The sequence below is a fragment of the Listeria sp. Marseille-Q6474 genome, from assembly GCF_946902005.1.
In the GTDB taxonomy this organism is placed as follows: Bacteria; Bacillota; Bacilli; order Lactobacillales; family Listeriaceae; genus Listeria; species Listeria innocua.
Genome location: NZ_CAMPPS010000001.1, coordinates 1,566,293 through 1,579,542, shown reverse-complemented (window position 1 = coordinate 1,579,542; position 13,250 = coordinate 1,566,293). Strand labels below are relative to the sequence as shown.

Here is a 13,250-nt window from a genome sequence, read left to right as displayed (position 1 = left end):
GAAAAGGAAAATATAACAAAAAACAGCTAAAAAATTAATTTTGGTTGTTTTTTCTATAACCACTTTAACCATGCGCAAGGGTGTATTAAGTGTTTTAAAACGCGCGAAACGTTGGCACAGCTGAAACTAGCTAGTTGGTGAAAAAATTTATGTTTGTCCGTGAAACGCATTAAATTCGACAATATGAAATAAATAAGACACAAATTCGACAAAAATGGTCAACGGATGGTCTGTTTTTAATAGAGCTACTTTTTTACAAGCAGTTATAATATAAAACTGAGGAGTCGGATTGTGAAAAAACTTTTATAACTCCATTTGTTAGCGCTGTTAATAAAGGTTTTATCCAAAAGAACGATCGATTACGTGGAAAAATATGTTAAAGGAGGAAAATTACTATTTTAAAAAAATTGTGGATCATCATGATAGCTACACTAGTTGTAATTAACACGGTTAGTTTTACAACAGTTTCTGCTAGCACACCTACATGGTTAGAGGAAACCATGGATAATAATGAACCGTTTATACAAGCGATTGAAAATGCTACTAGTAAAACGCGAGCGAATATCACACAAACCGATTTAGAAAATATAAAGGAACTAACAGTAGTAAAAGCAAGTGAAATTCCTGATAATATCGATTTGCTGAAGAACGCAACTAGGTTAAATGTTACAACAGGGACGGTTTCCTCATTACCTGACTCAGTGGGAAATTTAAAGGAGTTAAAAGAATTAAATCTTAGTAATAATAATTTAAGTACATTTCCGATGATTGCTTTTCAACTACCTAAGTTAGAAAACTTACAACTCAATGGGGGGACGATAGAAGAAATCCCTGAATCAATAACAGAAATGGCAAGTCACTTAAAAATCCTTGGGGTATCGAGGAACCGTTTAGTGAGGCTTCCAGACAAAATTTTCAATACTAAGTGGACAAATGCTGGAGATTATCAAAATTTACTTGTACATTTTGGTGACAATCAAATTACATCGCATATTCCTCCTGGTGCTAGTGCATTTAACAATGGGAATAATATGGCCGAATTTTATGATGGTCAATTCCAAAAACAAGACCAACTAACAACTACTGACGGGTATACTCTCGATGTAACTGTTGGGACTGATTTTAGTCAATTAACACCAGATAAAACAAAACTTGAATTAAAATCTGGCCGAGCTCTATTCGATCATCACGAATTTGAATTTTATGATGATGGTTCCAGCCAGCTTATCCAAAATGGAGTGGCAACAGCACCAGGGCAAACCAGCATTTACGTTAAAAGTAAATTCTCAACGAAATCGAACAAATTTGCCAAAACAAAAGTCACTGTAAATATCGCCGGACCTATTACAGTGAAGTATGAAGATACAGACGGCAAAGAATTAGCGTCACCTGTCATCTTGAATGGTAAAGTGGGAGATTCTTATACATCAACAGAAAAAAGTTTCCCAGGATATACATTAGTAGCTGCGCCAACAAATCAGAATGGAACATTTACTTTAAACCCGGCTACAGTCAACTACGTGTATAAACTAGACGATTATACACTCACTTCCACCTACAAAGATACGAATGGTCAAGAACTGAAAGCGCCAGTTGTAGATGCGAAAACATACCATTATCAAGATACTTATGCAACAAATCCCGAAGTTTTTCCTGGTTATACATTAGTCGAGACACCAACGAACGCTAAGGGAACATTTGATACTTCAAACATCACTGTCGATTATGTATATCAAGCAAATGCCTATCAATTAATTTCCACTTTTAAAGATCAACAAGGGAAGACGATTGCGCCAGATGCTGTCGATACTAAAACGTATCATATAAACGATTCCTATACAACAAAAGCCAAAACTATCCCTGGTTATACATTAGTCGAGACACCCGCTAATGAAAAAGGCGTTTTTGGAGCAAGTGATGAAACCGTCAATTACGTATATAAAGCGAATGATTATACGTTAACAATTACTTACAAAGACGACCAAGGCAAAGAACTAAAAGCACCCAAAGTAGATGAGAAAAAGTATCATATCCACGACACCTACAAAACAACAGCCCTAGCGATTCCTGGCTACACCTTAGTAGCGACACCCGCTAATGAAGAAGGTACTTTTGGAGCAGGGGATGAAACTGTTAATTACGTATATAAAGTGAATGATTATACGTTAACAACCACTTACAAAGACACAGAAGGCAAAGAACTACAAACACCTAAAGTAGATGCGAAAAAGTATCATATCGAAGACGCCTACAAAACAAATCCCGAAGTTTTCCCGGGTTATACATTAGTCGAGACACCCACTAATGAAGAAGGTACTTTTGGAACAAGTGATGTAACCGTTAATTACATATATAAAGCGAATGATTATACGTTAACAACCACTTACAAAGATACGGAAGGCAAAGAACTAAAAGCACCTAAAGTAGATACGAAAAAGTATCATATTGAAGATACCTACAAAACAACAGCTCTAGCGATTCCTGGCTACACCTTAGTCGAGACACCCGCTAATGAAGAAGGTACTTTTGGAGCAAGTGATGTAACCGTTAATTACGTATATAAAGCGAATGATTATACGTTAACAACCATTCACAAAGACACAGAAGGCAAAGAACTACAAGAGCCTAAAGTAGATGCGAAAAAATATAACATCCAAGACACCTACAAAACAACTCCCGAAGTTTTTCCAGGTTATACATTAGTAGCCACGCCAACAAATGCTAAAGGAACATTCGGTTCTCAACATGTGACCGTTAATTATGTATATAAAGCGAATAGCTATCAATTAACGTCTACTTTTAAAGATCAACAAGGGAAGAAGATTGCACCAGATAAAGTCGATACTAAAACGTATTATATGAATGATCCCTATACAACCGAAGCCAAAACTATCCCGGGTTACACCTTAGTAACGACACCCGCTAATGAAAAAGGTATTTTTGGAACAAGTGATGAAACCGTTAATTACGTGTATAAGGCGAATGATTATACGTTAACAACCACTTACAAAGATGCAGAAGGCAAAGAACTACAGGCACCTAATGTAGATACGAAAAAGTATCATATTGAAGACACTTACAAAACAACTGCCCTAGCAATTCCTGGTTATACATTAGTTGAGACACCCGCTAATGAAGAAGGTACTTTTGGAGCAAGTGATGTAACTGTGAATTATGTATATGCAGAGCAAATAATTAGTAAACCGGTTGTTCCCACAACACCAACTATGATTACTATAGAAACGCCTGATGTTTTCACCATAAAAGCACCAGAAACAACACTTGATATTTTTACAATAAAAACACCTGAAAGCCAAGAAAGTATAACTAAAGTAGAGAAGAAAACCCTACCTAAAACGGGGGATGATATTGCCTTATCAAATCTGCTACAAATTATAGGAATAGTACTAATTTTGGAATTATTCTTAATTGTTGGTAGAAGAAAATTAAGGTAGATATTGAATAGGCATAGATTTAGTAACGCCACAAATCAATTTTGTGGCGTTACTTTTAAATTCAAAATAGAGCTTCTATTCATTGGATGTGGTTTAAGTACAAGAAAGGTAACTAGAATCTCTAGTTACCTTTTTTCTATAGAGCTTGCAACATATCAAATTGTGATTGGTATAAATTATAGTAATAACCATGTTGTGCCATTAGTTCTTCGTGGCTGCCTGCTTCTTGAATGCGACCATTATCAATGTAAAAGATGCGCGAACTGTTTTTGATTGTAGAAAGGCGATGCGCGATAATGAAAGAAGTCCGTCCTTCAAGTAGCCGCTCTAGTCCTTCTTGCAGCAAGATTTCAGTTTGTGTATCAATACTTGAAGTCGCCTCATCGAGAATGAGGATTTTTGGATCAGCCAAAAGTGCTCTGGCAAAGGAAATCAGTTGCCGCTGACCCGCAGAAAGAGTGCTACCCCGTTCTTTTACCTCCGTATAATAGCCATCTTTTAATACGGAAATGAAATCATGGGCGCGGACGACTTTGGCTGCTGCGATAATTTCTTCTTCGGTTGCATCTAGTTTGCCGTAGCGAATATTTTCAATAATTGTTCCGGAGAAAATAAAAGTATCTTGGAGCATGACGCCCATTTGTGACCTAAGCGACCTGAGCGTTACTTTCTCGACATTTTCCCCATCAACTAAAATCTCCCCGGAATTAATATTGTAAAAACGGCTAAGCAAATTAATAATTGTCGTTTTTCCAGCACCAGTCGGCCCAACGAGTGCAATTGATTCGCCCGCGTCAACATGAAAATTAATTCCTTTCAAAATGTCTACGCCTTCCTCGTAACGGAAATAAACATCTTTAAAGTCAACATTTCCGACGATTGGTGGCATTTTTTTCGCATTTGGAACGTCTTTAATATCTGGTTCGACATCCATCGTTTCGAAAATCCGCTCCAAATAAGTAGTAGCTGTAATAAGCGAATTATAGAAGTTACCAATATTAATAACGGGATTCCAAAAATTACCCACATAACCGATGAAAGCAATAAGTGTCCCAGTTGAAACATCCACCCCGTAGCCTTTAATTCCAACAAAATAAATTAAGCAAGTCGTCATTACGGCAATATTCTGCACACCGGGCCAAAGCAAGAATTGAATTTTCACGGCTTTCATCCAAGAACGACGATATTCATTACTAACTTCGGTGAAAATCTCAAAGTTCTCTTCTTCCCGCGAAAAACTTTGCGTTACTTTAATCCCAGCAATGCTCTCGTGGATATAAGCGTTCATGTTGGATTGTTTATTGCTAAGAACCTGATACGCCTTACGTTGAGCTGTTTTAATGACCATGACAATCACGAAAAGAACTGGAATAAGCGCTAAACTATACAACGTTAAAACGGGATCAATCATCAGCATAAAGCCAAGTGTTACAATGACACTTAAAATATCAGAAATCAAATTAATAAGCCCGTTAGATAATAAATCACTCAGCATATTGATATAATTAACAACTCGAATCAAGATTTTTCCGTGCGGACGACTATCAAAATAAGAAAAAGGAAGTTTTTGCAAATGACCGAAAATTGCCGTTCTCATATCCTTTAAAATATCTTGTCCAATAAGCGTAATCGACCTAATTCGGTATCGCATACAAAGCCCAGTTACAATGACAGAAACAATGAAAATAACCGCAATCCAGAATAGTTGAGTCATGTTTTTATTTGGGATCGTTTCATCAATCACGACTTTGGTTAAATATGGTCCAATCATTGTCGCAACATTTGCCAGTAAGATTACAAAAAGCGTGATATAGATAGATTTTTGATAGGGTTTTACATATACTAGAATACGTTTTAAATGTGCGGCGCTGAATGCTGTTTCTAGTTCTTCATCAATATCAAATTTATTTCTAGCCATTCACATTCGCCTCCGTCCCAAGTTGTTTATTGTAAATATCAAAATAATAACCTTTTTCCGCTAATAAACTTGCATGTGTTCCACGTTCAATAATTTCACCATGGTTTAAAATTAAAATTTCATCAGCTTCTTTTACAGAAGATATGCGGTGCGCGATAATAAAGGTTGTTGTATTTTCGGTGATTTTCTTTAATTCGCCTTGGATTTTCACTTCTGTTTCCATGTCAACAGCAGAAGTGGTATCATCCAAAATCAAAATAGATGGATTTTTTAAGAGAGCACGAGCTAACGATATACGCTGCTTTTGCCCGCCGGAAAGTCCAACCCCGCGTTCACCAACAATCGTGTCATAACTCTCTGGCATTGTCTCAATAAAGTGGTCGGCATCAGCAATTCGCGCCATTTTCCGGACATCTTCCATCGTTGCTTCGGGTGCTCCAAATGCTATATTACCTTCAATCGTATCGGAAAACAGGAAAATATCTTGCATCACCGTAGCAATGTGATTTCGAAGTTCCCGGACATGCCATTTTCGGGCATCAACCCCGTCAATTAAAATTTCACCAGAAGTCGGATCGTAAAAGCGACAAATCAAGTTGACGAGCGTTGATTTCCCTGACCCAGTTTCTCCCAAAATAGCCACCGTTTGACCCGGAGAAGCTTTCAAAGAAATATTTTTCAGAACGTCCGTATTTGGGTCATCTTCAAAATGAAAACTAACATTATTAAACTCAACATGACCTTGTAATGATGGCGCCGGTTTTTCAGCGTGGATAGGAATTTTAGCATTCGTTGCCATCATATCTTGAATTTTAAACGAAGAAGCGATGAAACGTTGTACGTCATTAATAAGCCAGCCACTCATGCGCATCGGGCCATTCAGCATCCATAGAAATCCATTAAAGGCAACTAGATCTCCCAGCGTCATTTGTCCTTTGATTACTAAATAACCACCGAAAATAAGCGTGATAACAACTAGAATTCCAGCGAGCGAGTCAAGCACTGGCAAGTAGGCTCTAGAAACATCGGCTGAATCTAAATTGCGTTTTTTGAAGTCTTCGTTATGCTCGTGGAATTTCTTCATTTCAAAATCTTCCCGCGCGAATGCTTTTACGACGCGGTTTCCACTTATATTTTCTTCTACCATTGAATTAAGTCGCGAAAAGCTTTCTCGAATTTCATAAAAAACTGGTTGTGCTTTACTCGACATTTTCATCGTTAAAATGGCAATGAGTGGCGTGATGATAACCAGTGCGAGCGTTAGTTTCCAGTCAATCGTGGCCATAATAATAATTGCAAAGCTAAACAGGAACACGTTTTCCAAAATATTGTACGATACCCATGAAACAAAATGGCGGATCGCATCTGTATCACCAGTCATCCGCGCCATAATATCTCCAACACGCGTATTATTGAAAAAATCAAAATCAAGTGACTGCAACTTTTTATACAAATCTTCCCGAATCTGAAAAAGGGAATTTTGCCCAATTCGCTCGCACATAATCTGATAGGAATAACGGCAAATAGTTCGAATAATGGTCGAAACTATCATGATTAAAAGTAGCGGGATAAGCAAATTCGGTTTGTTTTGATAGACAACATCATCAATCACTTTCCCGCCTAGTAACGGATAAATAATGCTAATACCAGAAGCAATAAAAATTAAAATAAATACACCAACCATAAGTAAACGATATTTCCGGACATATTGCCAAATCCATTTCATACTCTCCATTTTTTCACATCCTTTAACATTCATATATCCATTTAGTTTACACTCCTAATTTCGAAAAAGAATGGTTTATATTCGCTGGAAGCATGGACAATGTTATATAATTAAAAGATAATTGTAAGCGTTATATTTAGGAGGTGAAACGATGCTGAAAATAAACACAACCACATTTAACCCGCAAATTTTGTATATAGCTAATTGCTATACCAACGAAGTACGAGTGGGCGAAAATCATCATCATGACTTTTTAGAAATCTCCATTATTTGTGAGGGAAACGTTATTTATGATATTGAAGGGGAGCGAGTCGCATTAGAAAAAGGGGATATGTTGATTTTTAATCCTGGTGTAAACCATTACGATATAACCGAACCTGGTATGACAAATGCGCAACTTCACATCGGTTTTCGGAATTTTGCACTGGAAGGATACTCGCGAAACACTTTCCCATTTAAAAAAGCCTTTTTACGGAAAAAAGAAGATGAATCTGCTATTTTATCCATTTCTAAACAAATTATAGAAGAAAAAGATGCTGAAAAACCTGGATATGACTTGATTTTGAAAGCTTTTGTCATGCAGTTAATTATCCATGTTTTGCGGGAAGCTACGCCCGAACAACTTGAAAATAATGGCGTGAAATTATCCACCGATGAGCAGCAAAAACAAATGCTCGTCAATGAAATTATTCATTATATGGAAAAACACCACACAGAAGATGTCTCGCTTTCGACACTCTCGCAAACAATGTACATCAGCCCAGCCTATATTTCCAAAGTTTTTAAAGAAGAAACTGGCGAGTCGCCAATTAATTATCTAATCAAAATCCGCCTGACACGTGCGGAAGAGCTACTGAAAAATAAAGATGTAACTGTGAAGCAAGCTGCTAACATGGTCGGCTACAACGATGCCTATTATTTCAGTAAACTTTTCAAAAAATATTATGGCTTTCCACCATCAGAAAACTGGCGCAAATCAAGTTAATTTAAAAATGCTGAATGATAAAAGCGGTATTTTGAAGGAAAATTAGCAGGTGTTTTTCGAAATGCCTGCTTTTTATTGGATTAAATTTTGCGATTAGTACTAAAAATGTATTAGAATAGAAAAGAGAAATGGGAAGGGTGATGGGACGCAATGAAATTTCAACTTTATATTCAACCAAAGTTAGATATTCTTCAAGGTAACATTGTCGAATACGAAATACTTTTACGCGACGATAGTGAAGTTCCTAGATTTCCTTTGTCGGAGTTAGAAGCTGTACTTGCGGACGAAGAATTATACCTTACATTTTGTGAGTGGTTTAGTGACGCTTTCTTTGATGTTCTAAAAAAATATCCAAATGATCGCTTTGCAATAAATATAGCGCCGCAACAACTTTTTTATATGGAAACGCTCCATATGTTAGACAAACTAAGAAGTGAGAGTCATCGTATTACTATAGAAATGACCGAAGATATTTTTGATGTTCCCGCTCATAAGCGACATTTAAATGCTGATGATAAAGATGCTTTTATTTTAAACAAAATTAAAATAATTCACGGCTTAGGTTACCATGTTGCAATAGATGACGTGGGGTGTGGACTCAATAGTTTAGAGCGCGTACTGAGTTATCTCCCTTACATAATCGAGCTCAAATTCTCTTTGATTCATTTTAATAATATTGATTTAGAGGATTTACTTTTATTCATTAAAGCTTGGGCGAATTTTGCGCATAAAAATAACCTCGATTTTGTGGTCGAGGGCATTGAAACAAAAGAAACCATGGCAATCTTAGAAAGCCATGGCGTCTCCATTTTCCAAGGTTATTTAGTTAATAAACCATTTCCTGTCTGAAAACTATCTATTTGATCAAGGAGTTTTTCGTGTGAGCTAATAGTAATCGGTTTTTTGGATACTAGCAGCCCATTTATGAGTAATTCTTCTAATGATTCAGTGATTCGAGCGCGACTAGAACGGCAATAATCAGCTAAAAATGTTTGTGTGATATAGGAAGGTAAAACGATCGGGCCTTCTGTTTGATGGAGATTCAGTAGTTCAATAATTTCCACAAAAATACGAGTCACTTTGATTATTGGTGGTTGATTAATATTTTTATAATTTTTGGCAGTAAATAAATATCTAACTATTACATCATCAAGTACCAGATGGAAGAAATGTGGGTTTGCATACAAGTAATTAAGGAAAAACTCACGATCAATGAACAGCGCCCGCCCGTTTTCTAGTGCGCGAACACGGTATTCAGTAAGCTCTGGAGCCGTTTTTGTTTCGAGTAAACTTTCCATTCCAAAAATTGCGTTCTCAGAAATAAGTGCATTTATCATCCAGCGTCCTTCATTAGTAGGTCCCTCTAAAACAGCAGTACCTTCCAAAATCACGCCTATTTGAGGTGGTTTTTTTTCGTAATCTTTAAACGAATGAATAATATCTCCTTTTTTAAAAGACACCTTGCTAGAGTAATCGCTCGAAAAAATATCAGAAAAATCGGTAGTGTGAAGCATGGTTAAAACTCCTATACGAATGAAATTTTTATCTACCATTTAACTGTACTTCTATTCCTATGAAAAAGAAACTAAATCAAAGCTGCTGTCACAATTTAGACAAAAAAAAGACACTCATTCGCTACATTTGAGCAAAAATATATAATAAAAAGACTCTAGTGGTAGAGTCTTCGTTAAAATTTCTTATAAACATCAATAGAGTTGCCAAAATTGATTAAATAATCGCCGCAATCATACATTGGACCATATTTTTCCGCATAATGAGAAACGGTACGGCGCAAAAATTCCTCGGTCACTTCTAAAAATTCAGCAACCTCGAAATACTCTTTTAAACCAAGATAAAAACAAGTAATGATGTCTTCCAGTGGAATTAATTCTTCGTAACCCTTGCGACGAGCAAAAAGTTCTTGTTTTTTATCTGAAAGGCTTTCTTGTTTTGTAATATTTCCTACCGTGTACTTATAATGCATCAATTCTTCCACTAAAATGCAGCCTTTTTCAATGGAAGATTTATCTTTACTTATAAAAATCATTCCATTCAAATATAAGCCAGGTAATTTGTAAGGCATTTTTTCTTCTCTAATTGTTACCTCATCTTGGTATTTGTTTACCAATTTTTCGTACAATAAAATCACATCCCGCGATGGAGTTTTTTCTTCATCTCTATATAAGCTAGAATATCTCGCATTTCTTCCTCTGTAACATCGTCATCAATATGGGCCGCAATCGTCACCGAGCGTTCGTCAACAGGTGGTAAATTTCTTTCAGGAAAAAAGTCATCTAATCGCTTGTTGAAGATTTTTGCAAGTTCAAATAAAACATCTTGATTTGCTTTACGGTCGCCATTTTCGTAACGACTAATAGTTTGGCGCGTCGTATGAAGCTTTTCTGCTAGTGCTTCTTGATTTAGGCCTCGTTCCTCACGATATTGTTTTATTTTATTTCCTACAAATTTATTTAACTCCATAATAATTGTCCTCCACATGTTTATGGCTCCAGTATAGCATTTTTAGCACCAAAATGGAACTTTTTCGAACATATTTGTCGGATAAAGTTTACCTGTAACCAAAATGGTGCTATAATATGTTTAGAGCTAGAAAATAAAAGCGGCTGATTTTGCATCGATAGCACCGAATTGGTGACAAAACTACTATATTAATTTATGAGATGGAAGTGGGAATGGATGGATAGAAAACTTTTAAAAGAAAAGCAAATCCAACTAATTTTTCAACTGGAACAAGAAGAAAATAGATTTATTCGGAAACGTTTAATAGAAGAGTTGGAGTTTTTTGAAGCACTAGGGGATAGAGAGAAAGGACTTTTAACGGCGGAACAAAAACTACTTATTTTAACACCAAATGAATACCGCGAACATAAAAAAACAAAGTCAGATGTAGAAATCAGCAAATTAATTGGAGTATCAAGGTCCTCACTTGCCGAATGGAAACGAAAAAACGGCTTGAACAGAAAAAAGCAACGGCCGGTTCAGCAGGAGATGATTGATGTATTGGCTTTTCATTTGGATAAGACGAAAGAAGAGATTGGCTCTTTACCGGCTTCTGCCATTGAGTGTCAGTATGAAGCGTTTGTAATTAATGAAGCACACAATTAAGGAGTGATCAAATGCAAGTTTTAGTTTTACCAGAAAATAAAGATATTAATTATATAAAAACTGTCCAAGAAGTGAAACGATTTTTTGCAGACTTTCAGCGTTTCCGCGTGATGACGGGATTATCCCAAAAGCCATTTATAGAAAGTAATGGTTTACTGGAGACGCCACATTTTGGTTCGGTGGCATTTTCTGCAAGGCATAACATAGAATTAATAAAGGAAGCGCGTTTGTTAGTACAAAGATATACAGAAATGTTAAATCAAATGGATGATTTATATCGAAAAATTTTAATAGAGTGTTATGTGGAAAAAGAGAAAGATATAGCAGTAATGATGAGTCTGCCTTATGAAATAGCTCAGTTTAAACGTATAAAAAGACGAGCAGTTCTAGAACTTGCAACAATAATGGGAATTTTAGTAAGGAAATGATGATACTTTTTTGATATTTTACAGTAGCATTTTACCGTTAATATAAAAGTAAGCCAATTGTCCAGCAAGCGGATGACAATAAAAGCTGCGTCAGAATGAAGGTGCACCGATTTTCTGATATACATGAGGTTTTAAAAGAAATTTGTTTTTATTATTGGGTTTTAAATCCGTTGAGATAAACAAATATTCTATTTTTGGAAAGTAAAGTTTGGAGGAATAAATTATTAAAAATGGTCTTGACCGAATTTTACTTTCTATTTTTAAAGGAGTGAGCGCTTGGTGAAGAGTTTGAGCTTCGTGAGAGTTTTGGAAGCAGTGAGAACAATGCTTCAGGAAAAAGGCGGACTAGATGTTTCTATTGTAATGCATGACCAAGTGGAATTGCCTTCAACGATGATGGAGATGATTGATCAAGAGGAAGAAGAGAGCCGCACTTCCTGGAAAGAAAAATACCGCTTTGCCGTTCATCATTATACAAATGAACTGGATTTAGCGGGTGTCGAACAGATTGATAATTTTATCCAAGCGGGTTTTAATTTGCCTGAAGGATACAAATTAATCGCAGTTCGTCATTTCGGAAAACAAAATTTAGTTAAAGAAAATACGTTGATTCATGCAAAAACTAGTTTTGAAGTAAGTATTTGTCGTGAATTAAAAGTAAAAATTTAGGAGGAATTATTAATGGCATTTGAAGAAAATTTATATTGTGATTATACACCGGGAGCTGCTAAAGCGGTCGCGGGGAAAGACGTAATCTTAGCAATTTTTAACGCAGCAGGAGATAAATTATTAGCGGTTGCAGGACAACAGGGTCTAACTGTTAACCGTTCAAAAGATAGTATTGAAATCACATCTAAAGATACATTAGGTGGATGGAAGTCTAAAATCGGCGGTATGAAAGAATGGTCTATTGAAAATGATGGTTTATACGTTGCTGATGCGGATTCTCATAAAGAATTGGCGAAATATTTCGAAAGTGATAGTCCGGTCTGTGTGAAAGTTATTAACCAAGCATCTAAAAAAGGTCTTTTTGGCGGCTTAGCAATTGTAGCAGACTACAGTTTTGAGGCTCCTTTTGATGAAGCGATGACTTATTCTGTAAAACTAGACGGAATGGGAGCGCTTGTTGATTTAACTATTACTGAGGGCGGAGATCAAATGCCCGGCGAAACACCAGCAGAATAAAATAGAAAGCCACTGAAATAAGTGGCTTTCCCTTAGGAGGAAAATAAATGTTTGAAGTGAATGATACTAATTATATTTTACGATTCAATAAACAAAAAGTGAAAACGGTGGAACTAACGTCAGGAATTAGTCTAGTAGCGGCTTTGACTGCAAATAAAGGAATTTTGAGTTACCAAGTGATTGAAACTCTTTTTGCTTCTGGACTAGTGGAAGAAAAAGGTTTAGTGCCAGTAAAACAAAAAGAAGCTTTGGAGATTTTTGATAAGTTAGTGGAAGAACAGGGCTTAATTTCGCTTAATGTAGCAGTTATTGAGAAATTACAAGAGGACATGGGTTTTTTGTTCCGTTAAAGCAGATTGAGTTTGAATATTTTGGCGCAGAGAACGAAGAATCTGATAGTGAAAGCAACCATGATTTTGACCTCGAA

General features: G+C 36.2%; 13 protein-coding genes. 8 read left to right on the top strand and 5 right to left on the bottom strand.

The annotated features are described in order from the left end of the window. Positions 1-500: 500 nt before the first annotated feature. Positions 501-3,455: a MucBP domain-containing protein gene (locus OC533_RS07910; protein ID WP_194330383.1), complete on the top strand. Its 2,955-nt coding sequence runs from the start codon at positions 501-503 to the stop codon at positions 3,453-3,455. Positions 3,456-3,591: 136 nt separating this feature from the next. Here OC533_RS07910 and OC533_RS07905 read toward each other — a convergent pair whose 3' ends face one another. Both OC533_RS07905 and OC533_RS07900 read right to left on the bottom strand, forming a co-directional pair. After that, positions 3,592-5,373 carry an ABC transporter ATP-binding protein gene (locus OC533_RS07905; RefSeq protein ID WP_194323810.1) on the bottom strand — a complete coding sequence of 594 codons (1,782 nt, stop codon included), beginning with the start codon at positions 5,371-5,373 and terminating at the stop codon, positions 3,592-3,594. Then, positions 5,366-7,108, bottom strand: coding sequence for an ABC transporter ATP-binding protein (locus OC533_RS07900; protein ID WP_033838291.1), 1,743 nt, complete (start codon positions 7,106-7,108; stop codon positions 5,366-5,368). Before OC533_RS07900 ends, OC533_RS07905 begins: the two co-directional genes overlap by 8 nt. A gap of 142 nt (positions 7,109-7,250) precedes the next feature. On the opposite strand from OC533_RS07900, the gene OC533_RS07895 reads away from it, so the two are divergent. After that, positions 7,251-8,084, top strand: coding sequence for an AraC family transcriptional regulator (locus tag OC533_RS07895; RefSeq protein WP_003772584.1), 834 nt, complete (start codon positions 7,251-7,253; stop codon positions 8,082-8,084). Positions 8,085-8,234: 150 nt separating this feature from the next. Further along, positions 8,235-8,933, top strand: a complete 699-nt coding sequence (locus OC533_RS07890; RefSeq protein WP_003759821.1) for an EAL domain-containing protein — start codon at positions 8,235-8,237, stop codon at positions 8,931-8,933. Here the strand turns inward: OC533_RS07890 and OC533_RS07885 are convergent. The 3 genes from OC533_RS07885 to OC533_RS07875 all read right to left on the bottom strand — a co-directional run bounded on the left by OC533_RS07885 (position 8,903) and on the right by OC533_RS07875 (position 10,565). Continuing rightward, positions 8,903-9,598 carry a Crp/Fnr family transcriptional regulator gene (locus OC533_RS07885; RefSeq protein ID WP_003759822.1) on the bottom strand — a complete coding sequence of 232 codons (696 nt, stop codon included), beginning with the start codon at positions 9,596-9,598 and terminating at the stop codon, positions 8,903-8,905. The two genes, OC533_RS07890 and OC533_RS07885, sit on opposite strands and share 31 nt — an antisense overlap. Before the next feature lie 173 nt (positions 9,599-9,771). Next, a complete protein-coding gene (locus OC533_RS07880; protein WP_003764863.1) occupies positions 9,772-10,224 on the bottom strand; it encodes an ImmA/IrrE family metallo-endopeptidase in 453 nt (150 codons plus the stop codon). Positions 10,225-10,229: 5 nt separating this feature from the next. Continuing rightward, entirely contained in the window at positions 10,230-10,565 is a 336-nt protein-coding gene (locus OC533_RS07875) for a helix-turn-helix transcriptional regulator (protein ID WP_003764864.1), read from the bottom strand. Between the two features lie 216 nt (positions 10,566-10,781). Here OC533_RS07875 and lmaD point away from each other — a divergent pair, with 216 nt between their 5' ends. The 5 genes from lmaD to OC533_RS07850 all read left to right on the top strand — a co-directional run bounded on the left by lmaD (position 10,782) and on the right by OC533_RS07850 (position 13,173). Further along, positions 10,782-11,210, top strand: coding sequence for a protein LmaD (gene lmaD / locus OC533_RS07870; protein ID WP_185323900.1), 429 nt, complete (start codon positions 10,782-10,784; stop codon positions 11,208-11,210). A gap of 11 nt (positions 11,211-11,221) precedes the next feature. Beyond that, complete coding sequence (locus OC533_RS07865; protein WP_194323808.1) at positions 11,222-11,638, top strand: ArpU family phage packaging/lysis transcriptional regulator; 417 nt, start codon at positions 11,222-11,224, stop codon at positions 11,636-11,638. Between the two features lie 279 nt (positions 11,639-11,917). Beyond that, positions 11,918-12,307 carry a DUF5072 family protein gene (locus OC533_RS07860; protein ID WP_010990245.1) on the top strand — a complete coding sequence of 130 codons (390 nt, stop codon included), beginning with the start codon at positions 11,918-11,920 and terminating at the stop codon, positions 12,305-12,307. A gap of 12 nt (positions 12,308-12,319) precedes the next feature. After that, complete coding sequence (gene lmaA, locus OC533_RS07855) at positions 12,320-12,823, top strand: protein LmaA (RefSeq protein WP_194323806.1); 504 nt, start codon at positions 12,320-12,322, stop codon at positions 12,821-12,823. Between the two features lie 47 nt (positions 12,824-12,870). Further along, positions 12,871-13,173, top strand: a complete 303-nt coding sequence (locus OC533_RS07850; RefSeq protein ID WP_003759832.1) for a hypothetical protein — start codon at positions 12,871-12,873, stop codon at positions 13,171-13,173. Positions 13,174-13,250: the final 77 nt, after the last annotated feature.